Genomic DNA, 26,951 nt, shown 5'->3' with positions numbered 1-26,951 from the left:
GGGGTCATGGAGAGAATTGAACGCCATGCCTCTTTTGGGGGGGGGCAAGATGTTTATCAACATCAATCTACGGTGCTTGGCTGTGAAATGAAATTTGCTGCCTATTTACCGCCTCAGGCAAAAATTCAGCCTTGCCCAGTGATTTATTGGTTGTCAGGGTTAACCTGCGATGAGCAAAATTTTATTACTAAGGCGGGTGCGCAGCAGTTTGCTGCTCAGCATGGTGTTATTTTGGTAGCCCCTGACACAAGCCCTAGAGGGGCTAAAGTGGCGGATGATGAGGCTTATGACTTGGGTCAAGGAGCGGGTTTTTACATTAATGCTCTGCAAGCTCCATGGAATAGCCATTACCAAATGTATGATTATATTGTGTCGGAATTACCCACTTTGGTCGAAGCTCATTTACCCGCTTCAGATAAGCGCTCCATTTTTGGTCATTCCATGGGTGGGCATGGGGCACTGATGATTGGCTTACGTAATACGGGCCGTTATTGTAGTTTATCTGCGTTTGCACCTATTGTGGCTCCATCTCAAGTTCCATGGGGGCAAAAAGCATTTACGGCATATTTAGGGGATGAACGGGAGCGTTGGTCTCAATACGATACGGTAAATTTGCTTGAAAACGCGGACTCTATTCCCCCAATATTAGTTGATGTGGGTACGGCGGACCCTTTTTATAAAGAACAGTTAAAGCCTGAATTGTTTGCTGATATTTGCGATAAAAAACAGCATGCATATACATTAAATTTACGCGATGGTTATGACCACAGTTACTATTTTATTAGTAGTTTTATTGGTGAACACATTGCGTTCCATGCATTACATTTGAAATAAAATAACTAAAACATAAAAAGTGGGGCTCGATAATGAGTTTCACTTTTTTATTATAAAAATTAGAAATATTTAGATAACAAATTTCAGAGTATTATTCTATTCAAAGTGTTGGTTTAATAATTTGCTCACAGCATTGATTGCACTTATTGCAACATCTCTATTTGGGTCATGACAGAGTTCAAGTAATCGGTTAATTGTATTATTTTGCTCAATAGGTAGTTTACAGTTACCTAAAGCTGAAATGGCGGCTATTTTGACGTCATCATTTTTTCGTTTAGTTAAACGAAGAAATGTTTCTAACACTCTGTGGTCCATAATTTATCCTAAAAAATACTATTATTAAAAATAGATGGGAGAAATATATTAATATTATTAATTTCCTAATTATTAAAGTGCAGGAACGTTGATATTAGCAAAATAAAATTATAAATAATATTAAAAAAACTCGGTTGCTGTGTGCTATTTTATAAGAGGGTTTAATCACCAAATTACCTAATAAGTCATAGGGGTTTATCTTCGTCGGTATCAGGTTCAATGGTGATTTTTCAGGGAATAAGAAAGCCTGTTAAAGTTTATGACAATAAGCTAGAAGGTGAGTGCTATATACAATAGCATGACTCGCAAAAATAGTATTACCCATAGATTAAAAGTGGTCAGAAAGTTTACTTAATGCTTTTATTGCAGATACCGCAACATCTTTATTTGGGTCTTTGCATAATTCAAGTAGCCGAGTGACAGCCGTCTGCTGCTCAACTGTGGCTCGATAATCCCCTAATGCAGATATGGCCGCTATTTTTACATCATCATTTCCTCGGTGTGTTAATTCTATTAATGTTGTTATGATATTATTTTCCATGTGCTTCCTTGTCTGCTTTACTAAATCACACATGCATTCTAAGTGAAATTACTTGATATTTATTTTTTAATTTAGGCTTATTATTAACGTATTGTTTTGATTCTACTCATTTTTAGAATAATAACCACGTTGTATATTTAATAATGGTAAATCAATAGGCTATGCAGGAAATAAATCATCACGGCAACAACTTACAAGAGTAGGGCTATTTTAAATAGTGACAGATAATTAGATTAAAGGGTAAATAAAAGCACTTTAGCAAGTTATGAGTTAAAGTGCTTATGGGGTAATTAATATTATAAATAAATCAATGGCGTAAATAAATATATGGTGTGTTATTTTCAGGGTGTAGAGTGACGCCTAAATCTGCTTGATACCAACGCGTTAGGTTTTCGGTGGTTAATACATCAGTAGGAGAACCTTTCGCCACAAGTTGACCATCATGGATTAATAAGACTTTATCCGCATATAATGCTGTAAGGTTAAGGTCATGCAATACGCAGCAAACTGCTAGTGGCTGTTCACGAGTGAGTTGGTGTAATAACCGTAGGCTATGCTGTTGGTGGTATAAATCGAGAGCAGAGGTTGGCTCATCAAGAAATAAACAAGCCGGTTGTGGGGTTGGCTGCCATAATTGGGCTAACACGCGCGCTAATTGGACTCGCTGTTGTTCCCCCCCTGAAAGCTGCCGGTAATCCCGTTGACGCAATGGTTGGCAGTGCGTTTGTGATAACGCCTCATCAATGGCAAGGTGCTTGTTTTCAGAGCCATAAGGTGTTCTCCCCATAGCAACTACATCTTCAACCGTAAATGCAAATTGCAGGTGACTATGCTGTTTCATGACAGCGCGTTTACGTGCTAAGTGGTTGTGATCCCAATCGGATAGTGCCTTGCCTTCTAAAAAGCAAGCACCTTGAGTTGGAGTATTGTAGCCGGTAAGTAACTTCAATAAACTGGATTTACCTGCACCATTAGGCCCAATAATAACGACCATTTCCCCTTGTCCTATCGATAAACTGATATCTTGGATCAAGGTTTTGTCGTGGATTTTGTAAGATAGATTTTTGGCTTCTAACAATGTTGGTTTCATTTGCGTCATTTAAATTTTCCCCGCGGGTTGCCGTAGAATCAACCATAAGAAATAGGGGCCACCAATAAGGCCAGTGAGTAAACCAACAGGTATTTCTGCAGGGGCAACAGCTGTTCGCGCAATAGTATCGGCAATTAAGAGTAGTGAAGCACCGACTATCGCAGAACCTGGGATTAACCAGCGGTGATCAGGGCCAAGTGTCATGCGGATCAAATGCGGAACGACTAAGCCAACAAAACCAATGACACCGCTCATCGCAACAGCACAGCCGACCAACATGGCGCTAAGGAAGAGTAAAATAAATTTAGCACGTTCAACATTTAGGCCAAGATAATGAGCGTCTTCATCGCCGAGTTGTAAGATATTAAGCTTGTTCCCTTGTGCTAAACAGACAACACTGATGGGCAAAATAACGGAAGCGGCAATAGCCAATGAAGTCCAGTCAACATTCCCGAGTGTTCCCATCATCCATAAGCTAAATGTTCTGAGTTGTTGGTCATTACTGATATAGCTAAGAACCCCAATAAATGACATACACAATGCATTAATGGCAATTCCGGCTAATAAAAGCCGTGCTAGATTGCCATTTGATGAACGATTCAAACTAAAAATAATGAAAGAAACGGTCAGGCTACCCACGAATGCGGCAGCAACGTGACCATAGCCCTGCATAACCGTCGGCAATGAAATGGAAAAAACAATAAAAGCGGCAACGGATAAAGCTGCACCACTACTAATCCCCAATAAACTTGGGTCCGCAAGCGGATTACGAAATAGGCCCTGCATAATTGCACCTGAAACAGCGAGTGCAAGGCCGACTAGGATTGCAATTAAAATACGCGGCAGGCGAATGTTTAACCAAATTTGCCAGTCGGTATCTGTGGCAGAAGCTTGCCATAGCGTTTTAAATGAAAAGTTCATTGCACCTGCATTAGATGCGAGAACGGTCAGGCCACAAAGCACTAGAAATAAAACGATAATCACCAAAAATGGGTTTTTAAAACGGCTCATTGGGACTTTTCTAATGCCTCACGTAGTTGTTGCATGACTTGAGGGGTACCTAAGCTAAAGGTGAGCATACCGACATCGTCAACAACGAGCAGAGCTTTGTTTTTCCCTGCAGGTGTCATTGACATTCCCTGTAATTTCCACACTTTATCGATCCCCCCTAGTGACTTAACGCCTTCTTCCGTAAACACGATTAAATCAGGTTGGCTTGAGAGTAACCCTTCTTGAGATAAAGGGCGGTAACTCTCAAAGTTAGACATCGCATTTTTTGCCCCGATGGCGCTGATAACACTATCTGCGGCAGTCTGCTTCCCTGCTGCAAGGGGCAGGACTCCGCCATGGCTCATGATAAATAGAACTTTTTTATCAATAGGCGTTGTATTGACCTGGCTTAGTGCTTGATTAAATTGATTAATAAGTAGCTCGCCTTGGCTCGTTTTTCCCACGGCGTTAGCAATAGTCTCAATCTTTTTGGGAATGGCTTCTAAATTAGGCTTCCCCGTTACCTTGATGATTTTTACACCACTTTTTTCTATTTGTGATAATGCCATCGAAGGTTTTGCGAGCTCACTCGCTAGTACGAGTGTTGGGCGCATGGATAACACGCCCTCCGCATTTAGCATCCGCATGTAGCCAACATCAGGAAGTTTGGTTGCTAGCTCGGGGTGAAGGCTGGTGCTATCGCGGGCAACGAGTTGTTGTTCCGCTCCTAGGGCATACATAATCTCAGTGACGTCACCACCTAAAGTGACGATACGTTCTGTTGCGTAAGCACTCATTGATATGACCAGCGTTGCAATTGTTAGAAGCCATTGTTTCATAATAAGTTACCTAGTTTTAAATGCGTGGTAATGCGGTGACTTGTTGGCGCCATTGCTCTTGCTCTGGAGTCCCTTCGGTACGCTGTCCATACATTTGTGCGATTTGATTTCCTTGGTTATCAAAGACTTCAAGACTAGTTACAAAGCCATCTTGTGTGGGTTTACGAGTTACCCAGCATTCGGCAATGCCATTTTCAATCATGTGCAAGGTGAAATCAGGGTTGAAAATGTTTAGCCACTTTAAGTCTGAACCTTCGCTTTGGTATGGCATGATTTTTTTTATTTCACCAGTAAAAATTTGCACACATCCGCGGTTGCCCACAAAAATCATGATTTCATTCTGATCCTTAAATGCAGTATTAATCAGCTGATTGAAGGAATCATTAGGGACTTTCCAAGCTAAATCATCGCTAACAGCGGCAAAAACTTGCTGGCGGCTTAAGTTATTTTTCTTTAACAATACAAAAAACTGATGGACATCCGTCATATCGCGCCATTGTTGTTCTAACTGGCGCTTTAGTTCCTCGCTAATAGGTTGACTGGTAAAAGGAACGATGGGCTGATGAACTAATTCTGCATTATCTTGGGTTGTGTATTTGTCAATGAGCGCATACCAAGCCGCCATATCCGTTTCTTCAGTGGTATAGACCTTATGTAGAGCATCACCATGTTTGTCAAAGAACTGAATACTGTGGCGTTCACCTTGTTTGCTTTCTTCAGTCAGGGCAAAAATCGCATCCCAGTGACTAAAAAACATCCGCAAATCAAGTGCGCGAGGGTTCAAAATTAACCCACCATGCGGGCTAAATGTGGCATTGTCATAGCGACCAACTTGCTCATGAACCACGTATTCGTTGCGAGTAATAGCTTTGACTTTCCCAACACTGGCCAATTCGGTCAGAAGCGTAGGTGCATCAATATCTAAGCGCACAGCTTTATCATGACCCACACGACTGTGTAGCAGTTGTGCTTCAGAAACATTTAAATAAGCGGCAAGATCACGAGCGTATCTGGCTTTATTATCTGCTTTAGCTTGTTGGTAACGCTCGAAAAGTGTTGAATTCACGTGTATCTCCTTAAATTGTGTGAATTACCATTGGAAGCTGACAAGTAGCTTGGCATTACGACCATCTTGCGGAATGCCTTGCGATGAGTAATATTCTTTGTCGAAGGCATTGCCTAGTACCACACTCGTTCCTAACCCTTTGAGCTGCCCATCACCTTGGTAACTGACGTAAAAGTCATGAACTGCATACCCCGCTTGTTTAGGGGCTTTTGAGGCTTTATTGAAATTGGTGTGGCGTGTAAATTCGCTTAACCAGCCTACAGAGAACCCACTATTGGCGACAGGGATTGACAGGTTGCTTGTGACGGATTCTGGCTTGATGGAGGTAATTGACTCACCATTGAATTCATTAATTCCTTCAGTGCGGTTGTAAGCTAAACTCCATTTGGCATAATCATTTGTATAATCGAGAGAAGCATCCCAACCCCAAATTTTGGCGCGCTTGGCATTGATAGAGGTGGTGTAGTTTTCCACCATATTAACGTCGGTATTGATGTAGTCTTTCGCTTTAGTATCAAAGTAGCTCGCTTTAAACTGTAGGTTGTCACGAGCCATCATTAAGTCATCAAAACGCAAACCAAAGCCATATTCAGCTGTCCGAGTTGTTTCTGGTTTTAAGTTTGGGTTAGGACGCCATCTGTTAAATTTATTCGGTCCCATAGGGAAGTGAATACTATCGTTATACATTTCCATCATGGTAGGTGCGCGAAATGCTTCAGAATATGAAGCAAACAGCATTGACCAGTCAGTTGGCGTAATACTGACTGCTCCTTTAGATGACCATTTACCTTCTTTGACTTTTTCATTACCTTTTGCTTTCGATTTATAATGGTCATAACGTGTGCCGATAATGAACGAAACAGGTAAATCTTTTAAGGTGATCTCATCTTGTAAAAAGCCAGAAGCAAAGGTGATCTCAGCATCAGGGAATTGAGTGGCTGCCGCGTAAGGGGTTTGTTTTTGCTGATAAGCTTCGCTGCCATAGGTTAAGTTATGCGAAGCAACAGGTAAGTCGTAGAAATTAGTTTTATTATCAATCTTTATACCAGAGGTTTTTTGCGTACGCCCCTCATAAGGGGTGCCTTGCCCTTTGGCTGTGATATTGACCTCTGAATAATAAGGCGTCACTTTTAGGTCGAGCCAATTCTGTGAAGACGGTTTTAAATGGTATGTCGCTTGTGCATCACGTTGGCGAGTCGTGCGGTTAACTTTTAAGTTTTTAGGTGTACTAGTGAGCTCTTGAGGGTTTTTTGGCTCGTGAGCATCGTTGTTGTAGTAACGGAGTTGGCCTGATAATTTTTGCGTATCGTCTATTTGCCATGTTCCTTTAGCTAATAGGTTGCCAATGGTCTCTTTGTTATCCATGTCATCGCCATTACTCATGCGAATATCGCCAGTCTCTTTGGTCACGAAACTGAATACGCCATCAAGGTTGTCGCTACGACCAAAAGCGGTGCCACCAAAACCAATACTATGGTCTCCAGTTGAGCCTTGGGTAAATACACGGAAGCCGTGGTTTTGCCCTTCACGTAATAAATCTTTCGCATCAACGGTTTCCCACGCGATGACTCCCCCCATGGCACCACTACCATATAGCAAAGCTGAAGGGCCTCGAATGATTTCCACTTGCTTAATCAAGGCAGGGTCAATAAAGGTACCATTAATATGGCCCGTATCAGTGCCTTGTCGTACACCGTCAACAAGCGTCAAAATCCCATTGCGATCAAAACCACGCATATAAATATCTTGGCCATTGGTGCGAGCGGTTCCTGTCACACCAATTCCAGGCACTTTACGTAAAATATCATTCCCGTTATTTGCAGTTTCGGTTTCTGGGGAATTATTTTTGATTACAGTCACCATCATTGGTGTATCAAAGCTATCGCGCTCAGTCCCAGTGGCATAGACGGTCATAACATCGTTGGCATTCTTTTTGGATGAGACTTCAGTGGTTTGGGCCTGTGCACTGGCTATAACCCCCAATATCGCACTGGTTATAACTGACACTCGTAAAACATGGGACATAATTGTGAGACTCCATAACGTATTTTATTTTTCGCTGTATTAAACAGAATGAGTTAAATATTTATTAATTAGCAGCTTATGGCTAAATAAAAGTGAGTGGGTCAGGGGGAACTGACTTTGGTATCACACAGGGGAAATTGAGTGTAAGTGGTGCGCTAGCATAAGAAAAAAGGGGAGTTAATGACTGTAGATCACTGAGATAGGCGTAGTTTGGTTGTGATAACGGAGTAACGTTATCTGTCATTTTACGCAAATAGAATGGTGTAAAACCATGTTGGTGGATCGAATAGTTATTTATGTATACAGGGTGCCCAGAGGCAAAAATAGGGTATACAGACGTCAGTTTAAACTCCATAAGAAACCTTTCCTATGCTTAGATTAAGCTGGCTGCCTGGATAATAACCTAGGTGGCTTGCGATTTATATTTTTGGCACAGACTACTTAGTTAAAATCAATTTACCTGTACGTGTTTGTCTTAATAAATAAAGTTCGCCATTATGTTGAATTGAGACCTTGCCATTAGGCCCCAAGAGTTGTTGGCTTTCTATTACGTCAGCTTTAACGGTTTGCTTTGCCGTTTCGACGTTGTGTTCTGCAACTGGCGCTGTCATATTATTTACCACACTAAATTTGTTGATAATAGAAATGATATTGAGAATGATTATCTTTAGAATCATTGCCAATATCAAGCGTTTTTCACAAACAAACAACAAAAGGGATACAAACCTTTGAGTCGGGAAGAAAATTATTCATTATGGGAGAGCTAGCAAAGGCAATAAGCGCGATGCAATGCTAAGCTATAGTTAGGGTTCACTGCTGACTCATGGAGAAATAAAGTGAAATTACTCATTGTTGGGGCAACAGGGCTAGTCGGTAGCCATGTATTATCATTAGCTTTAGCTGACTCTCGAGTCACGCAGGTTATTGCGCCTACGCGCCGTGATTTACCTGAGCATGCTAAGTTATGGGCGCCAACGGTTGATTTTAATCATTTGCCAGATGAGGCAGATCTTTGGGGAGTTGATGCGGTGGTGTGTACTTTAGGGTCAACAATGAAAGTAGCAGGCTCAAAGACTGCATTTCGCCGAGTTGATTATGATTACCCGTTAGCCTGTGCTGAACTCGCTAAAAAATGGCATTGTCCAACCTTTGTTTTGACTTCGGCATTAGGCGCTAATGCTAATTCCCCTTTTTTCTATAGCCGAGTGAAAGGGGAGCTTGAAAAGCGTTTAATATCATTGGGGTTTTCTTCTTTAACAATAGTGCGTCCAAATGTCATTAGTGGTCACAGAAGCCAAGAACGCCTTGGTGAAGTGGTGGTAATACGGGTTATTTCGTTTTTATCTCGTTTGCTTCCTGCAAGTTGCCAAATTAGCCCTGCAACTAATATAGCCTCAGCGCTACTCGAAGGCGCAGTCAATCCTATTCAGGGTGTGAATATTGTGTCATCAAAACAATTGGCATAACCAATTCACTCATTAAAAAATGAAGCTTAATCGATTAAGTTTTTTTGATGTCGGTAACAAATTGAAATAAAAATGTAATAAAACTGTAACATTTAAGTAAATTCACCTATTGTTGCTATCAATGTATTGTCATATTTTTGCCTGCTAATACTTTGAGTAGGATTCAATATGTCAATATTTAAGGAACAACCAGATGTGCCAGTAACGATGTCAAAATCGGAAATCGACGCAAAATATAAATACTGGCGTCTGCATTTAATGATTGTTAGTTATATTGGTTATGCTGTTTTTTATTTCACACGCAAAAGTTTTAACTTTGTTATGCCTGAAATGCTAACTGATTTGGGGATCACAAAGGGTGATATCGGAATGGTTGGGACAGCTTTTTACCTAACTTACGGCGCTTCTAAGTTTCTGTCTGGGATCATCGGTGACCGCTCTAATCCACGCTACTTTATGGGGGTTGGGTTAATTGCCACTGGGGTCGTGAATATTCTATTCGGTTTAACATCATCCATATCCATGTTTATTGTGTTATGGATGGTAAATGCATTCTTCCAAGGGTGGGGATGGCCACCTTGTGCGAAAATCCTCAATACATGGTACTCACGTAATGAGCGGGGTCTATGGTGGGCGATTTGGAATACCTCGCATAATATTGGCGGTGCCATAATTCCAATTTTGTCTGGTGGTGTTGCATTAGCATTAGGGTGGCGCTACGGAATGATTATCCCTGGTGTTATTGCTATTGTGATTGGTATTGGTTTGTGTATTTTGCTACGTGATAGGCCGCGTACGATGGGGTTACCGACAGTTGGTGAATGGCGCAATGACATTGAAGAATTAAAATATGAAGCCAAAGGGGCGGGGTTACCACTAGGCCAGATCCTTAATCAGTATATTTTTAAAAATAAGGTATTGTGGGTATTAGCGCTGTCTTACGCCGTAATATATATCATTAGAACCGGGATCAACGACTGGGCTAATCTTTACTTAATTGAAGATCATGGTTTTAATCTACTGTCTGCGAACGCCGTCGTTATGATGTTTGAAATTGGTGGCTTTTTTGGGGCTATCGTAGCTGGATGGGGTTCTGACTTAATCTTTAAAGGTAATCGTGCGCAGATGAATGTCATATATGCGCTAGGGATTATCATAACGTCATTCTGTTTATGGATTGTGCCAGTTGATAACGAATATGTATTTTCATTCTTATTTTTTATGACTGGTTTCTTTATTTTTGGTCCACAGTTCCTTATTGCGATGGCCGCTGCTGAAAATTCACATAAAAATGCTGCGGGTGCGTCAACAGGCTTTGTTAGCTTATTTGCTTATATTGGGGCATCAATTGCAGGTTATCCGCTATCGTTGGTGATTGAAAAATACCAATGGAATGGTTTCTATTCGTTATTATTAACCTTATCCATTTTCTTGATCCTACTGTTGATAATTGCGATGGCGATGACAAAAAAGAAAATCAGTAATGATGCATAACGGTTTATCATAAAACCCAAAGGTCACTTTGATAGTGACCTTTTTTCGCTAAATTAACCTTGAATTTGTGCAAGGGAACCATACAAGTTATACAACACATCATACTCGTCTTGTTGGTAAAAACGTATTTTGTTCCAACAAAACTGCTTCGCAACTTCAACAGTAAACCTTGTAGCATCAACAAGTTCACTTTCATAACTTGCACCGGTTTCGCTACCGGGGACCAGTGCTTTGGCTGTGATGGCTAAGCCAACTACAGGAGCATGGGTAGCAACATGGGGTTGCATAATGGAATTGAAATGATAAACACCGTTTTCATAAGGGGAAATATCTTGCGTGGTAATTGGGAATGTTTTTGCTACATCACCAGTCGCATATTCCATTAAACGCACTAAATCTGGAGAAACTCGCAAAATATAGCCTTGCTTGGCAGTTGGTGAAATCGCAATTCCTCGGTGTTTAATAATACTATTTCCCTTGGATGTATCGATAGATAAAATGGCATCCATCTGTTTATCGACTTCGTATTTATTCATCGTAGCTGAGGAAACGGGCATCCCCATAAAGTCGACAGGGTCATGAGGGGTTATCGAAACATGGGTTGCAATATGGGAGGTTATAATCACATCCCCTTTAAGCCAGCTACCTTTTGCTGCCATATCAAGTAGTTTCATCGCACTTGCAAAGGCAACAATAGAGCCATCAGCATCAGACACTAACCCGATTCGATTAGGTTGCGCTTGTTGTGCCCCTAAACGGCCAATAATACCAAGTGTTGGGTAATTTCCACCAGATAGTTTTCCCTCTGTACCGGGAATGACAACCTTAATAAAATGGCATAATTGACGAGTATCTTCAGGAGCCTCGTAGTTGACTGAGGTCACCGTGATTTGAGCATGGTCGGGGCTAACAGAGCTTAATAACGAGGACATTTTTTCCCCATCAACATGGGGGCTGTCCAATAACTCATAGACTTGGCTAACATAGTTCAATGACATTATTATGCTCCTTTAATCATATCTAATCGGAAAGGTTGGTTAGTGGTAATTTCTTCAATTTTATCGGGGCCACGTAGCCATAATGCATTTTGGTCACCTAAAATAGTGCCTTGTTCATTTTCAATAAATAACGCGGTACCTTCGTAGAGGGCAATTAACTCTTCGGTTGGGTTAATCGTCAAAAATTCATTTAAACGTTCCTCGCGGCTTTCCCCATTGTGACCAACTGGTTTGCCAGAAATAAAGTGTGGGTTAATTTGAAATGGTGATATGTTCAGTGAATTAAATGAAGGTGGTTGAACAATAGGCATATCATTAGTTGTACGGATCGTAGGGGTTGCAACATTACTTCCTGCACTCCACCCCATATAAGGTACTCCATCCTGTTTGACGCGCTGGGAAATTACGTCAACAATTTTGGCATCGTATAGGCGCTTTAGTAGAGCGAATGTATTTCCCCCACCAATTGCGATAGCTTGTGCTTCCTGCACTGCACTAATCGGGTCGCTAAAATGATGAATGGATTTTAATTCATAACCTAAGGCTCTAAATACAGGTTGTACAATGGCTTCAAACTTATCAAAGCTAAAAGTCACTGCGGCATAAGGAATAAATAAAATATTTTGTTTTTTATGTTGTAATAATCGATGAATTTGCTCATCAGCATGTTCTAAATAATTCATGTTTCCCATGCGTGAACTACTCATTAATAATGCTTTAGTCATTTTTTATTCCTTTGTAATATCATTAATTGCGTTAATAAATAAATCTATTTCTTTTTCAGTATTAAAATAATGCAATGATAATCGAGCCATTTTTTCTATGTTATAGAACTGCAAAATTGCCGTTGCCATAAAATGCCCTGATTCAATAATGATATTTTTAGCTTCTAATTTTTGCATTAATAAATCAGAGGAAATACCCTTAATGTTAAATGGAATTATTCCTATACGCTGATTGCTATTATCTGGACCATATATTTCAATATTTGGAATGGTGGCTAATTTCTGCATAGCATATTGTGTGAGGGTTTGATTACGTATTTCAATTTGCTCAATACCTAATTGGGATGCATAGTCTAATGCAGAGTTCAAACTGATAATTGCAGGGATATTTGGGCAACCTGCTTCAAAACGTTTAGCGGTCTTGGGTAATATCACCGTACCTGTTTTAGGGGCGATGCTACTATTCCACCAACCAACTAGCATTGGGGTTAATAAGGGGATTAACGACTCACGGACAAAACATATCCCACTGCCTTCGATTGCTCTTAAGCCTTTTCGTCCACAAAAGGACATAAAATCACATTGCCAACTTTGAACATTAACACGATACATTCCAATAGCCTGAGAGGCACTGACATGGCTTAATACCCTATACTTTTGGGCTATTTCACAGATAGCCTGCACAGGTTGCATAACGCCAGTTATATTAGATAATGCCACAAAACTGATGAGTTTCGTTTTGGGGGTAATGGCGCATTCTATGGATGCGGGAGAAATAACCCCTTGCTTATCGGCTTGAACAGTAACAATTTTTATTCCTTTTTCTTCTGCTAGCAATTGCCATATTGAAATATTACTGAGCATTTCGGTATCCGGGATAATAACTTCATCACCTGCTTGCCATGAAATACCTCTAGCAATTAAACAAATGGACTCTGTACCATTTTTAGTGAATGCAATTTCACTTTCTTTAGCACCAATAAACGTGGCCATTTTTTTCCGGCAAACTTCGACCTGCTGGTATGTTGCTTTGCGAAAACTTGGCAGATAGATACCTTGTTCTGCTGTTTTGTCGAGGTAGGCCTTTACCGCATCAATGACCGGTTTGGGTGGGGGGGCTGCAGCTCCAGTATCGAAATAGACGTAGTTTTGTGAGACTAGGGTATCTTGCTGTGCTTGTTGCCATATATTCATCATAATTATATTCCTATTGAAAACTATCGAGCCCATAGGGAAAGCAGTTTTGCTTTTATCGTTGGAAGAAAGGCTTTGGCGGTGGAATAGAGCGCATCACCGGCAATGAGTCCTCCAGCGAAAGTTGAAATTTTATCTGAGCTAATATTAAAGAAGCGTTGTATGATGACCCGCACGGCGAGCGCTACGAGAACGGTCCAACCTGCAATGGGGTAGTTGATCATCAAGCCTGTTGAAAAAAGAACACCAATTTGGTTTTTTGCCCCGCCAATTAATTGAATAACAGCCCCAGGAATGGCCCACAGTAACAACATCATTGCGACATCAGATGAACTGCCTGCTTGAATTGTTGCCGCATAGAGTCGAGAGGCAGGGACAATTTTGTCTTGCTGAAAATAGAAATCATAAGTCAGTGCAACAACGACTAAGGCACAGGAAAAACCAATAATAGAGGCAAAATATTGTTGCTTTCGGCCATAGCGTTCAACATTTGGGTTTTTGCCGTTACCGCGGATCATAAACCCAGTCTTTAAGTCAAACCCCATATCTGCGAATGCAGGGCCAGTGGCGACACAGAACCCAACTAATACGGTTAATGCTTCAGGGGGAAAACCAATAAGGATACCTATCATTAATGAGATAAGCGCAGCTGCCGTCGCTGGAAACCAACCTGAATGCATGGCAGCCATCCCCACAATCATCTCTTGAATCAAAGCTGCTAGGGTAGCAAAAATAAGGAATCCGATGAGTTGTGGCAATGTCATCGTCACAAAAATTTGGCTAATAAAGGTTAAGGCGAGGGCGGTGAGAAAGTAGAAAATAGCCCCTTTAATTAGTGTTGATTTAATACGGCGGCTACTTTGAATAAGTTCTTCACTTTCTTTAATTCGCTGATCCGTTTCTTTTTTATTACGAAAAACAATGGCACCTATTTGAATGAGTGCGACAATTCCTGCCCCAATCATTACACCGTGAGGGACATAGTGTTCATATAAATTATAACTAATTAGACCCGATTCAGAAAAACCACGAATAAGTAAGCCAATAGCAAACATGAATAATGCAAAGATACTACCGATTAAAGCGATACCTGCAGAGGCCATAGGGATGCCAAATCCCGCACCGATTGCGCCTGCAGCAAAGCCTGTTAATAGAGCACCTAGTCTTTTGCCACCTTTATTTCCTGCCCATAGTGTTTCTGCTGTTGCAACGCCAGCAGGCCAAGAGGCACTCGCTGGGTATGCGCGAGTATTAAATAATCCGTATAATATTGTGCCATCAATAATAATAGCCACAAATGCACCAGCCATCATAGGGTAAATTAATTCAGGCATACCGAGCACCCAAGGGACACCGATTGAGACCATCAATCCATTCGCTGCAGCAAAAGTGGCGGCTGAAATACTGGTTTGAATTAAATTTTGAGCATCTATAAATTTAAATGAAGAAAAAATTGAAAATGGTAATCTTGATAATAATATAGCTAATACAGCGCCAATAATTGAGGTGTTCGCCGATATTCCTAGTGTGACAATAATTTGTATACCGATAATAGCACCAACAAATGATAATATAATTATTGCAATAAGCAGTGCTGGAGAAAAAATAGATACACGTACCTCAGTATCATTTTTATCATGAGATATATTCATAGAGTTACCTATTTTAATATTGAATTATATTTATTTTTTATATTTCTCCATATTTAAAATATGGCAGATAACTTACTTGCTGTAGATTTTAATAATGGATAATATTCAGTTAAATTTTTACTTTGGCTTGAGGCAGCAATACATAAAGAGCCTAACACCCCTTTTTCAAATGAAAAAATAGGTACTGATAGCCCTTGAGTCCCTGCAAGGTAAGCTTCTTTTGAATAGGCATAACCTTCATCCGCGTAAAGTTTCAATTGATGTTTTAATTCCAAATCATTTTGTAAATTGTGTTTTAAAAGATAATCCTCAATATAAGTCACATCCATTGAACTTAAGATAATTTGTGTAAAAGGCGCTTCGTGTAATGACAAGGCCTCACCTTCTTTTGAGGTAAAGCGTATTAGGTGGTCATTTTCTAAAATAAAATTACAAATGGCGATATCGTTATAGCGACGATAAATAAAAATAGTTTCATGCGTTTTGCTGGCTAATGGCTGGAGGTAATCATTAGCCAACTGAGAAAATTGCCGTGTATTATTTGCTATGTGGCCAATTTCGATACAGCGTAAGCCCAATAAGTACTCTTTACTGTTATTTTTTTGTAGAAACCCTTGCTCCTCTAAAAGGTTAAACCCACGTTGCACCATTGAGGGGCTTTTACCGATATGACGAGCCAGTTCACGCACTCCCCATATTGGTTTATCAATTGAAAAATGGTCTAGCAGAGTTAAAACAAACCCTGCGGATTGTAACTGATTACTCATGCTTCCCCCTGTGTGCATTAAATTAAACGGTATTATTGTTATTTTTCGTTCCTTTATCAGGAACAGTGTTCCGCTAATCGATGTAAATATATTTAGATGAAATAACATACAAAGTAAATGATTTGTTGCTACAGTGTTAAGTTGGTCACTGAATCAATTGTGATTATTCATCAAAATAAGAGTTATTTTGATGTAATATGTTGATTTTTATATTTAATTATATGGTTGTAGACTGTTCCTAGTAGCGAAACAGTGAGTGGGAGCGTTGATATATGAGATGAATGGCATAAATCATCAAACAAGAATGGTGGTGACTAAACGTTATTCATAATGTGGTTGGGGGGGGAACCCTAATACACTGATTTCGACGCGGTTGAATATTTTTTCGTCATAATAATATTCATAAAGTAACTTATTAGAGTCACAAAGTTACTCTGTGCTTTTTTTATCCAAATCATTATCCTCGATTGGCATCTTATTTTTCAATTCACATGATATTCATCGGTTCTTTGCTATTTTTGTGTAAACGTTTACACTAAATCGAGTTTGATCACAGAATTGGATATCAACTCGTTGGTATACTCGCCCACAACGGCAAGCTGAAAGGCAAATATGAAATTGAAGGCGTACTAAGGAGTGAAACATGCAGCAGGGTGAAATATTCGTCACTGGGGGATTGGGTTATATTGGTAGTCATACTTGTGTCCAATTAATAAAAGCTGGATTACTTCCTGTTATTGTTGATAATTTACATAATGCTAAATTGGAAGTGCTTAATCGCATTGAACAATTAACTGGGGTGAGGCCGGTTTTTTATCACTGTGATATTCGAGATGAACCGGCTATTAAATCTATTTTTAGCGCCCATCAATTTCGTTCAGTTATTCATTTTGCAGGGTTAAAAGCGGTTGGCGAATCAGTTAAAAAACCCATTGAATATTATGATGTTAATGTCAATGGCACATTGGTTTTAGCTCGTTGTATGAATGAAGCTAACGTAAAAAGCTTAATTTTCAGCTCTTCGGCTACCGTTTATGGGGAACCTAGCACATTACCCATTACAGAAAACTTCCCAACAGGTAACACGCAAAGCCCTTATGGCACCAGTAAATACATGGTTGAGCGTTGCTTATCTGACCTTTATCACGCCGATAATTCGTGGTCGATTTCCTTATTACGCTATTTTAACCCTGTGGGTGCACATTCATCAGGCCTGATGGGGGAAGACCCTCAAGGTGTGCCAAATAATTTAACACCTTATATTACACAGGTTGCGGTAGGAAAAAGGGATAAACTAGCAATTTATGGAAACGATTACCCTACTGTTGATGGGACTGGCGTTCGTGATTACATCCATGTAATGGATTTAGCCGATGGGCATGTTGCTACATTGCAAGGAGTCGGTCAGCAAGCAGGGTTACATATCTATAACTTGGGAACCGGAAATGGCTTCAGTGTACTGCAAGTGTTGCAGGCGTTTGAAAGAGCCGTTGGGAAGCCTATTCCTTATACTATCCAACCTCGTCGTGCTGGGGACATTGCAGAGTATTGGTCTACCCCTGAAAAAGCGTATCGTGAATTAGGTTGGCAAGCGGTGCGTACCCTTGATGATATGGCCGCAGACAGTTGGCGTTGGCAAGTAAATAACCCTAATGGATACAATAAATAGGAGATTGATAGCATGAATAAGATGCCATTTAACCCCTCAGATTGCCCTCATCGCCGTTATAACCCGTTGACGGGGCAATGGGTTTTGGTTTCACCTCATCGAGCAAAGCGCCCATGGAGTGGTCAAGATGAAAAGCCGTCAATAACAGACTTGCCTGAATACGATAAAAATTGTTTTCTGTGCCCAACAAATACTCGTGTTTCAGGCGAGGTAAACCCTAACTATCAAGGTACTTATGTTTTTCAAAATGATCACGGTGCTTTGTTAGAGCAAGCCTGTGCTCAGCCAGAAAACCAGTCAGCGTTATTTCAAACTCAATCAGTCAGAGGCGTTAGCCGAGTCATTTGTTTTTCACCAGATCACAGTAAAACGCTACCTGAGCTTTCACTTCCAGAAATTGAAAAGGTGGTGGAAACATGGCAACAGCAGGTTACGGAACTCAGTAAACAATTTACTTGGGTTCAGGTATTTGAAAATAAAGGTGAAATCATGGGGTGCTCTCAACCGCACCCTCATGGGCAGATTTGGGCGAGTGATTTTCTGCCAAATGAAATCGAACGAAAAGACCATTTTTTAGCACAATACTATCAGCGCCATGGCAGTAATCTACTGATGGATTATGTCAATGCAGAACAAAAATCTGGTGCGCGTACTGTGGTGGAAACAGAGTATTGGATAGCAGTTGTACCTTATTGGGCCGCTTGGCCGTTTGAAACGATGCTGTTACCTAAACAACCGATTAGGCGCATGGATGAAATGAATGAGACCGTCCGTACAGACTTGAGTTTGGCGCTAAAAAAACTGACTTGCCGCTACGACAATTTATTTCAGTGTTCCTTCCCTTATTCGATGGGGTGGCACTTTGCCCCTTATTTTAAACCACATAAAGATATTGAACATTGGCAATTACATGCGTTGTTTTATCCGCCGCTATTGCGTTCTGCAACGGTCAAAAAATTTATGGTGGGTTATGAAATGTTAGCTGAAACCCAGCGTGACCTAACGCCAGAACAGGCAGCCCAGCGTTTAAGAGAGGTTAGCGAAATACATTACAAACAACGCTAAACCTAACGAAATAGCTAAGGAATTATTCAAATTAATATTTGCTTGGATTTTATTGTTCGAGTAAATCAATTTTACGATTAAGGAAAGCAAACAGTGGAAATGCTGAAAAAAACGGTTGCTAATTCATTCGAGAAAACCTTTGGTTATCCAGCGAATATTTATGTTCAGGCTCCAGGGCGAGTGAATCTGATTGGTGAACACACAGACTATAATGACGGTTTTGTGCTGCCGTGTGCCATTAATTACCTAACAATGACTGCGGCGGCAAAACGTGATGACCGTATTATTCGAGTAGTTGCTGCCGATTATAATAATGATTGTGACGAGTTTAGCCTAGACCAAGAAATTACATTTTTACCTGAAAAAATGTGGGCCAATTATATTCGCGGTGTAATTAAGTTCTTGCTGCAACGTGGGTTTAAGTTTAACGGATGTGATATCGCAGTCAGTGGCAATGTACCGCAAGGAGCGGGGTTAAGTTCTTCAGCTTCATTAGAAGTGGTTATAGGGCAAACAATGAAGGCCTTGTATCAATTAGATATTAGTCAGCAAGATATTGCGCTGAATGGTCAACAGGCGGAAAACCAATTTGTCGGTTGTAACTGTGGCATCATGGACCAATTAATTTCAGCCTGTGGTGATGAGGGGCATGCCTTATTGATTGATTGTCGTAGTTTGGATTTACTGGCAATTTCTATCCCTGACGACCTAGTTGTGATGATAATCAATTCAAATAAACAACGGGGGCTAGTGGGAAGTGAATACAATACTCGGCGTAAACAATGTGAAGAAGCTGCTGAGCGCTTGGCTGTAAAGGCATTGCGTGACGTGACCTATGATGAGTTTTTGCAAAAACAACATCAATTACCGCCATTAGTTGCCAAACGGGCTAAGCATGTGATTAGTGAAAATGAGCGTACACAGTTAGCCGCAATCGCGTTGACACAAAATGATTTACCCTTGTTAAGCCAATTGATGGAGCAATCACATATTTCCATGCGCGATGATTTTGAGATCACCGTAAAAGAGATTGATACATTAGTCGACATTGTGAAATCTGTTTTAGGGGCTCAAGGTGGTGTGCGTATGACCGGTGGTGGTTTTGGGGGCTGTGTGGTGGCCTTAATGCAACAACAACTTGTGCAACCAGTGATTGAGGCTGTTGAAGCCCAATATTCTAAAATGACAGGCTTACAGGCGGATATTTATGTTTGTCAGCCAAGTGCCGGCGCTGGCGTAGTGAGTTTGAGTTGATCATAGAACCTGACAAATTGAGGGAAAAAATGCAATTTACTCACGAGCAACGTCTTGCGTTACAAGCCGCTAAAATTATTGAGCTAACCAATCAAAATGGTATGAAAATTACTTTGACGAACCTGGGGGCAAGCTGGATGAGCTGTATCTTACCCTTAGCAAGTGGTCAGCGTGATGTTATTTTAGGTTCGCCAAATATTGCGCAGCAGATGCAGCAGACGGTTTATTTAGGGGCTACAGTGGGCCGTGTTGCCAACCGAATCGCGAACGCACAATTTTCGATTGATGGTGAAAATTATAAAGTGTCTAGTAATCAAGGAATGCATTGTTTACATGGGGGGGAAGATAATTTCAGTTATCGGGTTTGGGCTATTTCACAGCGTCATGCTCAACAGGTGGTGTTTACTCTGATTTCCCCTCATGGTGACCAAGGCTTTCCCGGTGAGTTGCGAGTCGATACGAGTTATGAATTAACAGATGAAAATCAGGTCATTATTCGTTATCAGTACCAAACATCGGCAACTTGCCCTGTGAACTTGACTAACCATACCTACTTTAACCTTGCTGGGGAAAATACGGAAAAAACGTTATTTGAGCACGAGCTTAAAATCCACAGTAACGATTATGTACCGACAAACAAAGACGGGGTGCCAACAGGGGCGTGGCGCGGTGTTACTGGCAGCTATTTTGATTTTCGCCAAGGAAAGCCAATTGGCCGTGGTTTTTTACAAGATGAAGACCAAATAATGGTTGGGGGATATGACCATACGTTTATCCTTGATAGCACTCGTATTGATGGGAAGCAAACGGTCGCTTCACTTCGTGCACCTGCGGGGGATGTTCAGATGAATATTTCAACAACCATGCCAGCAATGCAATTATATACAGGGAATTATTTGACTTCTGTCGCGGGAAAAACAAAGGAATATACCCCGTTTTCTGGCGTTGCATTTGAAACTCAATTTCCACCTGATGCGGTAAACCACCCTGAATGGGGGGCTAAATACAGCCCAATTTCATACTCAAATCAACGCTATACTAGCAAAACATGCTATCAATTTATTTTTTAATGTATTATTTCGCATAATTATTAACACCGCAGTGATGCGGTGTTTTGCTATTTAGGCATGAATAATCCGTTGTTTTCATTTAAATGATTTTAATATGCGTTATGCCATTGTTTTTAATCCTAGCTCATTGTTTAATAAGCCATCCTAATTGTAGAGGTATACGATGGCGACAATCAAAGATGTAGCAAAAGAAGCCGGCGTTTCTGTTGCAACGGTTTCACGGGTGATCAACCAATCGCCGAAAGCGAGTCAAGCTTCTATTGCATCAGTAAAAAGTGCAATGAATAAGTTGGGTTACCGGCCAAATGCTGCTGCTCGTGCATTAGTGAACCAAAGTTCTAATACAATAGGTGTACTGGTTAATGATGTATCCGACCCATTTTTTGGGGTAATGGTTAAAGCCGTTGATGGTGTTGCTCATCGAAATGGCAAACATATTTTGATTTGCAATGGTTATCATAATGCCAAAGAAGAGCGCCAATCTATTGAGTTATTGATCAATAACCGCTGTGATGCATTGATTATTCATTCAAAAGCCCTTTCGGATGATGAACTGATTGGATACGCGAAAGAAGTTCCGAGTATGGTGCTGATTAATCGGCATATTGATGAAATCGCTCACCGTTGTATTTCATTAAATAACTATAAAGGGGCATATTTAGCGACTGAACATCTAATTCGTCATGGGCATACTAAAATCGCTTATATTTCTTCAAATCATCAAATTGAGGATGCGGTACAGCGCTTAATGGGCTATCGCGATGCGTTAAAAAATAATGGTATTATTCTTTCAGAAAGTTATGTCGAATATGGTGTCCCTTACGGTGAAGGCGGGGAACAAGCAATGACTAATTTGCTAACCAAGTCATTGGAGATCACCGCCGTGGTTGGCTATAACGATTTTATGGCAGCAGGGGCGATTGCCGTATTGGATGAAAATGAAATTCACTCACCAGAACAGGTTTCAGTAATTGGTTTTGATGATGTTTTGATTGCTCGGTATATTCACCCGCGTTTAACCACTGTACGTTATCCTATTCAAATGATGGCTGAAAAAGCAACGCAATTAGCCCTCTCTTTAGCTCGGGGTGAAAAAATCTTAGGGGATAGCTTAATTTACTCCCCGACCTTAGTTCAGCGCAATTCCGTTCGACCATTGCATTCTTAGTGGTAATGCCATTAGAGCCATGAATTGAGCACTCATTCACTTTTTATGTAAACGTTATCATTTATTTTTGATGGTCATCACGTATTTTAGATTTTAGCCTGCTGACTTTCAGATTCTCTCTGTTATTTATGCCATTTATGACGTGATTTCTAGGTTTAAATCTAATGTTTAGCTAATTCAGTGAATATTCTTAAGAATATTGTGAAAATATGTGATTTAAGTAACGGTGATTATTTGTGGTAACGTTTACACTAACTTCGTTATCATTTGGCGAAGGAATTTTATTATGCAGACAGAAGGGGTTGGACTAAGCACTTTAGACTACGGGATCTTCATCCTGTACGTGCTTGTTATTATTAGTGTTGGGCTCTGGGTATCACGAGATAAAAACGGGCAAAAAAAAGGAACTAAAGATTATTTTTTGGCAGGTAAAACATTGCCTTGGTGGGCTATCGGTTCATCATTAATTGCAGCAAATATATCCGCAGAACAATTTATCGGCATGTCTGGATCAGGCTTTTCGATTGGTCTGGCAATTGCATCCTACGAATGGATGGCGGCACTTACCTTGATTATTGTCGCTAAGTATTTTATGCCTGTGTTTATTGATAAAGGTATTTATACTATTCCTGAATTTGTTGAAAAACGCTTTAATAAAACATTAAAAACCATTTTAGCGGTATTCTGGCTAGCATTATTTATCTTTGTTAACTTAACCTCAGTCCTATATTTAGGTGCGTTAGCGTTACAAACAATCCTAGGTATACCAATGAATTATGCTATTTTTGGTTTAGCATTATTTGCGGTAATTTACTCCCTCTATGGTGGCTTATCCGCAGTAGCATGGACCGATGTCGTGCAAGTATTCTTCCTGATTTTAGGTGGCTTGTTAACGACAATTATGGCTGTGAGTTATATTGGTGGGGACGCCGGTTTGTTTGCTGGAATGAGCCGTATGGCAAGCGAAGCGCCTACTCATTTTGAAATGATCCTAAGCCAAGATAACCCTCAGTTTAGTAATTTACCGGGGATAGCCGTGTTAATCGGTGGCTTATGGGTTGCCAACTTATACTATTGGGGCTTTAACCAATATATCATTCAGCGTGCATTAGCCGCTAAATCCATCAATGAAGCTCAAAAAGGGTTAGTATTTGCTGCGTTTCTAAAACTTATTGTACCGATTTTAGTTGTTGTGCCTGGTATCGCTGCTTTTGTGATAGTTTCAGACCCTGCATTGCTTGCTGGTTTGGGGACTATGGCACAAGAACATATACCGACATTAGCGCAAGCGGATAAAGCTTATCCGTGGCTAACCCAGTTCTTACCTGTAGGCGCGAAAGGGGTAGTATTCGCAGCATTAGCAGCCGCTATCGTATCGTCTTTAGCTTCTATGTTGAACTCTGTAGCGACTATCTTCACCATGGATATCTATAAGGAATATATTGCACCTGCAACAACGGACCATAAATTGGTTAATGTTGGCCGAGTCAGTGCGGTTGTTGCATTGATCATCGCCTGCTTTATTGCACCATTACTGGGTAATATCGGGCAAGCTTTCCAATATATACAGGAATATACAGGCTTAGTGAGCCCTGGGATCTTAGCGGTATTCTTGTTAGGTTTATTCTGGAAGAAAACAAATGCGAAAGGCGCGATCATCGGGGTATTATTGTCTATTCCATTTGCTTTATTCTTGAAATTAATGCCATTAGGTATGCCTTTCCTTGATCAAATGATGTACACCTTCTTCTTTACTGCTGTAGTGATCGGGTTGATTAGCCTTACAACGGCAAAAGGGGATGATTGTGATGGCGCTATTATTTTAACTTCCGAGACCTTTAAAACGTCAACAGGTTTCAATATTTCCGCTTACGTTATTATGGTTGTTTTGTGTGTTTTATACGCACTTTTCTGGTAACGCCATAGCATTATTAAACTCACCATTAAAATGATAACAAAAGGCGGGATATTCCCGCCTTACTTATTTTTACTCGCTTGGATAGCGATTTTATATACTTTTATTAACAGATGCTCTGATATCGTTATAAATTAGTCGTCTTATAATACGATTCTATTTTGGATTTAAGTGACGCAACAATTTTTTTCTTCCAAGGTTGCATTGATTTTCTGTGCATCATAAATAAATTACCAATGGCAAGGCTATCAGTAAGCTTCGTTTGGTAAATGGTATGTTTTAGTGACTGATTTTCTAGCCAAGGTTCTGGCACAATCGCTAAATATGGGCTGCTATTTATTGCTGATATCACTTGCGAATATTCTGGGCATTTAAAGCCAATAGTTCTAAATAAACCTCTTCGACGTAATTGCCTATCTAGTTCGTTGTCATCTTGGGGCCAAGGTAAACAATAGACATGTTTATAAGATACGAGTTGTTCAAGGCTTAATTCTTTAACGTGCTCTAAAGCTGGTCTTAATGGCGCTCCGTAGATAATGACTAATCGGCTAATACCTATAGTTTCAAATTTTAGCGACGATACAGGGCTTTGATCTCCACCGACAGCAAAGACTAAATCAATGGTGCCATCAAGCACTTCTTCACGCCAAGACCGCCTTTGGTATGGAATACATTCCGCGTAAAAATCTAACTTGAAAGACAGTTCTGATAAAGGAGAGGTCATAATATCCATCAATGCTGGGGGGCAGACAATTTTGAAACTTCTTGAGCCATCAATGGAATCTGTAAATAAATCATCATTCAAGGAAATAAAAAGGGGAACGAGTTTCGCTTTAAGTGTTAAAGCAAATGGGGTTGGAACTTGAAGATTATTTTCTCGTTTAAATAACGGGTCACCCAACGCTGAGCGTAGCCGACTCAATGCGTGGCTGACCGCGGAAGATGAAATACCCAGTTTAGAAGCTGCTTCCTTGGTACTTCCTGTTAAAAGTAATGCATAGAGAACTTTGAGAAGATTAAAATCAAATTGAGCCAGGTTCATTTTGCACCAATATTAATGAGCAGAATTCAATTTACTTATACTATCATCTTGTTTCGATGATAAACAAGTAACGGTATTCATGAAACAGTTAAAATTAATAGTATTGCTCTGCATGCAAGGGTTAGTCGTGCAACCTATAGCTTATGCTTCATTACATCCTGAGCAACCATTATCTGTCGCTCCACCTAAAAGTGTCTTTATGGAATGGGCAAAGCCTATTGCACCTTTCAAAATAGCCCCTCAAGTTTGGTATGTTGGAACGACAAATTTAACGTCTATATTGATCACAACAAATAAAGGTCATGTACTCATTGATGCGGGCTTAAATGAAAGCGCAGAGTTAATTCAAAGTAATATTGAAAAACTAGGGTTTAATATTAGGGATATCAAATATATTTTGAACAGCCATGCTAGGTTGGATCAGGCGGGTGGGATAGCTAAATTAAAAAAAATAAGTGGTGCAAAGGTCGTTTCGAATAAACTCAATGCTGAGCAATTGGCTTTAGGTGGTGCAGATGATTTTGCATTAGGTGATGCATTATTATTTCCTTCAGTTAAAACAGATTTACTCTTAAATGATAATGAATCATTTAGTCTTGATGGTGTAACTTTTACTATATTATTAACGCCAGGGCATTTACCGGGAAGTACGTCATGGAAGATAAAACTAAATAATAATGACACACTGATATATGCAGATAGCCTAGCAACTCCTGGCTATTATTTAATTAATAATCTGAATTATCCAGAAATTATTGAAGACCTCCAGTATAGCTATCAGGTTTTGTATGATCAAAAGGTAGATATATTTATTGCAAGTAAGGGAGATAAGTTTGACCTTATAGATAAACTTAAAGAATTAAATAATGGAAATGATAAGGCATTTTATGATGAAAATGGCCTTAAACGTTATGTTGAAAAATCCAAAATGTCTTTAATAAGCCAATTACATTTATAATCCTGTAAATAAAGAGTGAAAATCATGACAGTTAAATATTTAGCCCCAATGTTGGGTGCTATTTTATGCACTAATTCTTTTGCCGATGAATTAATATTAGGTGCAGGTGTTGGAATGTCATCACCCTATGAAGGGTCTGATAAATATATTTTAATACCGGATGCGACGATCCAATACACAGTAGATACAAACAGTTTTGGTATATTTAGTTTGGGCACTAGTGGTGCAAAGTGGCAATATAGTCTGTTTGATAATTTTCATATAGGTGTTCTTGGCGCTTATATGCAAGGTCGAAAAGAGGAAATTGGTTTTTCTGGTAGTAAAAATAAAGACTTAAAGGGAATGGGAGACCTTAAAGGTGCTATAGCTGCGGGTTTTGAAGTGAGTTATAGTATAGAAGAGCATTCTATCTATATTAATTCATTGACGGCACTTGGACATAGGGATTATGGCGGGGTAGATGTTGATAATGCAACAAGGGTTGAGTTTGGGGTTAACTCGCATTTTGAATTAAATGATGACTGGTTTATTGATACCAATATATCCACAAGATACGTAAATAAAAATTATAACCAAGCTTACTTCGGCGTGACTGAAAAGCAGTCTCTTAAGACGGATTACGCTGTATATACCCCCAAAGCAGGTATTAAAGATGCAGGTATTCTAATCGGGTTGAACTATAGGTTGAGTGAGAATTTTTTCCTTAATTTAAAATCTGGAGGTTATTATCTATTTGGTGATGCGGCTGATAGCCCAATTACAAAACAAAAATATGGGCTAGTCAATATAATTGGTCTCTCATATACATTTTAAA

At 40.0% G+C, this 26,951-nt stretch carries 26 protein-coding genes; 11 read left to right on the top strand and 15 right to left on the bottom strand.

The genetic code is table 11. From position 1 onward, the window contains the following. Window positions 1-6: 6 nt before the first annotated feature. Window positions 7-834 carry an S-formylglutathione hydrolase gene (fghA, locus tag P3L56_RS14290; protein WP_272686106.1) on the top strand — a complete coding sequence of 276 codons (828 nt, stop codon included), beginning with the start codon at window positions 7-9 and terminating at the stop codon, window positions 832-834. Window positions 835-930: 96 nt separating this feature from the next. Here fghA and P3L56_RS14285 read toward each other — a convergent pair whose 3' ends face one another. The 9 genes from P3L56_RS14285 to hemP form a co-directional block, all read right to left on the bottom strand. Then, window positions 931-1,149, bottom strand: a complete 219-nt coding sequence (locus P3L56_RS14285) for a HEAT repeat domain-containing protein (protein WP_042845009.1) — start codon at window positions 1,147-1,149, stop codon at window positions 931-933. 328 nt (window positions 1,150-1,477) lie between these two features. Continuing rightward, window positions 1,478-1,690: a HEAT repeat domain-containing protein gene (locus P3L56_RS14280; protein WP_131680645.1), complete on the bottom strand. Its 213-nt coding sequence runs from the start codon at window positions 1,688-1,690 to the stop codon at window positions 1,478-1,480. Window positions 1,691-1,997: 307 nt separating this feature from the next. After that, entirely contained in the window at window positions 1,998-2,789 is a 792-nt protein-coding gene (locus P3L56_RS14275; RefSeq protein ID WP_395347456.1) for a heme ABC transporter ATP-binding protein, read from the bottom strand. Next, on the bottom strand, window positions 2,790-3,791 hold the full coding sequence (locus tag P3L56_RS14270; RefSeq protein WP_131680644.1) for a FecCD family ABC transporter permease: 1,002 nt from the start codon (window positions 3,789-3,791) through the stop codon (window positions 2,790-2,792). Next, window positions 3,788-4,609 (bottom strand): hemin ABC transporter substrate-binding protein, encoded by an 822-nt coding sequence (locus P3L56_RS14265; protein WP_198860823.1) that lies wholly within the window; start codon window positions 4,607-4,609, stop codon window positions 3,788-3,790. Before P3L56_RS14265 ends, P3L56_RS14270 begins: the two co-directional genes overlap by 4 nt. A gap of 16 nt (window positions 4,610-4,625) precedes the next feature. Beyond that, complete coding sequence (locus P3L56_RS14260) at window positions 4,626-5,675, bottom strand: hemin-degrading factor (RefSeq protein ID WP_131680643.1); 1,050 nt, start codon at window positions 5,673-5,675, stop codon at window positions 4,626-4,628. Between the two features lie 24 nt (window positions 5,676-5,699). After that, window positions 5,700-7,700 carry a TonB-dependent hemoglobin/transferrin/lactoferrin family receptor gene (locus tag P3L56_RS14255; RefSeq protein WP_272686105.1) on the bottom strand — a complete coding sequence of 667 codons (2,001 nt, stop codon included), beginning with the start codon at window positions 7,698-7,700 and terminating at the stop codon, window positions 5,700-5,702. 82 nt (window positions 7,701-7,782) lie between these two features. Then, window positions 7,783-8,055, bottom strand: a complete 273-nt coding sequence (locus P3L56_RS14250; protein WP_129466200.1) for a hypothetical protein — start codon at window positions 8,053-8,055, stop codon at window positions 7,783-7,785. Window positions 8,056-8,137: 82 nt separating this feature from the next. After that, on the bottom strand, window positions 8,138-8,311 hold the full coding sequence (hemP, locus tag P3L56_RS14245; protein ID WP_094301214.1) for a hemin uptake protein HemP: 174 nt from the start codon (window positions 8,309-8,311) through the stop codon (window positions 8,138-8,140). 225 nt (window positions 8,312-8,536) lie between these two features. Between hemP and P3L56_RS14240 the strand changes: the two genes are divergently transcribed. Together P3L56_RS14240 and uhpC are read left to right on the top strand one after the other, a co-directional pair. Next, the gene (locus P3L56_RS14240; RefSeq protein WP_131680641.1) at window positions 8,537-9,166 is read left to right on the top strand and encodes an NAD(P)H-binding protein; all 630 of its coding nucleotides are present in this window, start codon (window positions 8,537-8,539) and stop codon (window positions 9,164-9,166) included. A 168-nt stretch (window positions 9,167-9,334) separates the two neighbouring features. Further along, window positions 9,335-10,660, top strand: a complete 1,326-nt coding sequence (uhpC, locus tag P3L56_RS14235; RefSeq protein WP_042844996.1) for an MFS transporter family glucose-6-phosphate receptor UhpC — start codon at window positions 9,335-9,337, stop codon at window positions 10,658-10,660. A gap of 53 nt (window positions 10,661-10,713) precedes the next feature. Here the strand turns inward: uhpC and P3L56_RS14230 are convergent, their stop codons facing one another. The 5 genes from P3L56_RS14230 to P3L56_RS14210 are packed head-to-tail and all read right to left on the bottom strand — an operon-like array spanning window position 10,714 to window position 15,996. Next, entirely contained in the window at window positions 10,714-11,658 is a 945-nt protein-coding gene (locus P3L56_RS14230) for a DUF1177 domain-containing protein (RefSeq protein ID WP_210831811.1), read from the bottom strand. Between the two features lie 2 nt (window positions 11,659-11,660). Continuing rightward, window positions 11,661-12,383, bottom strand: a complete 723-nt coding sequence (gene pepE / locus P3L56_RS14225; RefSeq protein WP_042844993.1) for a dipeptidase PepE — start codon at window positions 12,381-12,383, stop codon at window positions 11,661-11,663. A gap of 3 nt (window positions 12,384-12,386) precedes the next feature. After that, on the bottom strand, window positions 12,387-13,580 hold the full coding sequence (locus P3L56_RS14220; protein ID WP_272678833.1) for an aminotransferase class V-fold PLP-dependent enzyme: 1,194 nt from the start codon (window positions 13,578-13,580) through the stop codon (window positions 12,387-12,389). A gap of 20 nt (window positions 13,581-13,600) precedes the next feature. Next, window positions 13,601-15,229 carry an OPT/YSL family transporter gene (locus P3L56_RS14215; protein WP_272686104.1) on the bottom strand — a complete coding sequence of 543 codons (1,629 nt, stop codon included), beginning with the start codon at window positions 15,227-15,229 and terminating at the stop codon, window positions 13,601-13,603. A gap of 53 nt (window positions 15,230-15,282) precedes the next feature. Beyond that, window positions 15,283-15,996, bottom strand: coding sequence for an IclR family transcriptional regulator (locus P3L56_RS14210; protein WP_164975506.1), 714 nt, complete (start codon window positions 15,994-15,996; stop codon window positions 15,283-15,285). Between the two features lie 643 nt (window positions 15,997-16,639). On the opposite strand from P3L56_RS14210, the gene galE reads away from it, so the two are divergent. The 6 genes from galE (at window position 16,640) to P3L56_RS14180 (ending at window position 24,140) form a co-directional block, all read left to right on the top strand. Next, window positions 16,640-17,665, top strand: a complete 1,026-nt coding sequence (galE, locus tag P3L56_RS14205; RefSeq protein WP_131680639.1) for a UDP-glucose 4-epimerase GalE — start codon at window positions 16,640-16,642, stop codon at window positions 17,663-17,665. Window positions 17,666-17,677: 12 nt separating this feature from the next. Further along, complete coding sequence (locus tag P3L56_RS14200; RefSeq protein ID WP_048607805.1) at window positions 17,678-18,730, top strand: UDP-glucose--hexose-1-phosphate uridylyltransferase; 1,053 nt, start codon at window positions 17,678-17,680, stop codon at window positions 18,728-18,730. Window positions 18,731-18,823: 93 nt separating this feature from the next. After that, complete coding sequence (gene galK / locus P3L56_RS14195; RefSeq protein WP_395347447.1) at window positions 18,824-19,984, top strand: galactokinase; 1,161 nt, start codon at window positions 18,824-18,826, stop codon at window positions 19,982-19,984. A gap of 29 nt (window positions 19,985-20,013) precedes the next feature. Continuing rightward, on the top strand, window positions 20,014-21,054 hold the full coding sequence (gene galM / locus P3L56_RS14190; RefSeq protein ID WP_166685936.1) for a galactose-1-epimerase: 1,041 nt from the start codon (window positions 20,014-20,016) through the stop codon (window positions 21,052-21,054). Between the two features lie 163 nt (window positions 21,055-21,217). Beyond that, window positions 21,218-22,222, top strand: coding sequence for a substrate-binding domain-containing protein (locus P3L56_RS14185; protein ID WP_042844978.1), 1,005 nt, complete (start codon window positions 21,218-21,220; stop codon window positions 22,220-22,222). A 286-nt stretch (window positions 22,223-22,508) separates the two neighbouring features. After that, the gene (locus tag P3L56_RS14180) at window positions 22,509-24,140 is read left to right on the top strand and encodes a sodium/sugar symporter (RefSeq protein WP_042844975.1); all 1,632 of its coding nucleotides are present in this window, start codon (window positions 22,509-22,511) and stop codon (window positions 24,138-24,140) included. Between the two features lie 124 nt (window positions 24,141-24,264). Here the strand turns inward: P3L56_RS14180 and P3L56_RS14175 are convergent, their stop codons facing one another. Continuing rightward, window positions 24,265-25,179, bottom strand: coding sequence for a LysR family transcriptional regulator (locus P3L56_RS14175; protein ID WP_042844974.1), 915 nt, complete (start codon window positions 25,177-25,179; stop codon window positions 24,265-24,267). Window positions 25,180-25,258: 79 nt separating this feature from the next. Here P3L56_RS14175 and P3L56_RS14170 point away from each other — a divergent pair, with 79 nt between their 5' ends. Together P3L56_RS14170 and P3L56_RS14165 are read left to right on the top strand one after the other, a co-directional pair. Beyond that, the gene (locus P3L56_RS14170) at window positions 25,259-26,137 is read left to right on the top strand and encodes an HARLDQ motif MBL-fold protein (protein ID WP_042844972.1); all 879 of its coding nucleotides are present in this window, start codon (window positions 25,259-25,261) and stop codon (window positions 26,135-26,137) included. A 24-nt stretch (window positions 26,138-26,161) separates the two neighbouring features. Beyond that, a complete protein-coding gene (locus tag P3L56_RS14165; RefSeq protein WP_198860818.1) occupies window positions 26,162-26,950 on the top strand; it encodes a MipA/OmpV family protein in 789 nt (262 codons plus the stop codon). Window position 26,951: the final 1 nt, after the last annotated feature.

Origin of the sequence: Providencia sp. PROV024 (genome assembly GCF_032709665.1) — a bacterium.
GTDB classification, from domain to species: domain Bacteria; phylum Pseudomonadota; class Gammaproteobacteria; order Enterobacterales; family Enterobacteriaceae; genus Providencia; species Providencia huashanensis.
Note: the sequence above shows the minus strand (reverse complement) of the source record. Positions and strands in the feature narration are given on the sequence as shown.

Coding starts and splice junctions, on each gene's coding strand:
- P3L56_RS14220 (WP_272678833.1), bottom strand. CDS start 13,580: ATGATGAATATATGGCAACAAGCACAGCAAGATACCCTAGTCTCACAA.
- P3L56_RS14285 (WP_042845009.1), bottom strand. CDS start 1,149: ATGGACCACAGAGTGTTAGAAACATTTCTTCGTTTAACTAAACGAAAA.
- P3L56_RS14250 (WP_129466200.1), bottom strand. CDS start 8,055: ATGGAGTTTAAACTGACGTCTGTATACCCTATTTTTGCCTCTGGGCAC.
- P3L56_RS14185 (WP_042844978.1), top strand. CDS start 21,218: ATGGCGACAATCAAAGATGTAGCAAAAGAAGCCGGCGTTTCTGTTGCA.
- P3L56_RS14210 (WP_164975506.1), bottom strand. CDS start 15,996: ATGAGTAATCAGTTACAATCCGCAGGGTTTGTTTTAACTCTGCTAGAC.
- galE (WP_131680639.1), top strand. CDS start 16,640: ATGCAGCAGGGTGAAATATTCGTCACTGGGGGATTGGGTTATATTGGT.
- P3L56_RS14170 (WP_042844972.1), top strand. CDS start 25,259: ATGAAACAGTTAAAATTAATAGTATTGCTCTGCATGCAAGGGTTAGTC.
- P3L56_RS14255 (WP_272686105.1), bottom strand. CDS start 7,700: ATGTCCCATGTTTTACGAGTGTCAGTTATAACCAGTGCGATATTGGGG.
- P3L56_RS14265 (WP_198860823.1), bottom strand. CDS start 4,609: ATGAAACAATGGCTTCTAACAATTGCAACGCTGGTCATATCAATGAGT.
- fghA (WP_272686106.1), top strand. CDS start 7: ATGGAGAGAATTGAACGCCATGCCTCTTTTGGGGGGGGGCAAGATGTT.
- P3L56_RS14180 (WP_042844975.1), top strand. CDS start 22,509: ATGCAGACAGAAGGGGTTGGACTAAGCACTTTAGACTACGGGATCTTC.
- P3L56_RS14230 (WP_210831811.1), bottom strand. CDS start 11,658: ATGTCATTGAACTATGTTAGCCAAGTCTATGAGTTATTGGACAGCCCC.
- galM (WP_166685936.1), top strand. CDS start 20,014: ATGCAATTTACTCACGAGCAACGTCTTGCGTTACAAGCCGCTAAAATT.
- pepE (WP_042844993.1), bottom strand. CDS start 12,383: ATGACTAAAGCATTATTAATGAGTAGTTCACGCATGGGAAACATGAAT.
- P3L56_RS14280 (WP_131680645.1), bottom strand. CDS start 1,690: ATGGAAAATAATATCATAACAACATTAATAGAATTAACACACCGAGGA.
- uhpC (WP_042844996.1), top strand. CDS start 9,335: ATGTCAATATTTAAGGAACAACCAGATGTGCCAGTAACGATGTCAAAA.
- P3L56_RS14270 (WP_131680644.1), bottom strand. CDS start 3,791: ATGAGCCGTTTTAAAAACCCATTTTTGGTGATTATCGTTTTATTTCTA.
- P3L56_RS14215 (WP_272686104.1), bottom strand. CDS start 15,229: ATGAATATATCTCATGATAAAAATGATACTGAGGTACGTGTATCTATT.
- P3L56_RS14175 (WP_042844974.1), bottom strand. CDS start 25,179: ATGAACCTGGCTCAATTTGATTTTAATCTTCTCAAAGTTCTCTATGCA.
- P3L56_RS14275 (WP_395347456.1), bottom strand. CDS start 2,789: ATGACGCAAATGAAACCAACATTGTTAGAAGCCAAAAATCTATCTTAC.
- hemP (WP_094301214.1), bottom strand. CDS start 8,311: ATGACAGCGCCAGTTGCAGAACACAACGTCGAAACGGCAAAGCAAACC.
- P3L56_RS14200 (WP_048607805.1), top strand. CDS start 17,678: ATGAATAAGATGCCATTTAACCCCTCAGATTGCCCTCATCGCCGTTAT.
- P3L56_RS14165 (WP_198860818.1), top strand. CDS start 26,162: ATGACAGTTAAATATTTAGCCCCAATGTTGGGTGCTATTTTATGCACT.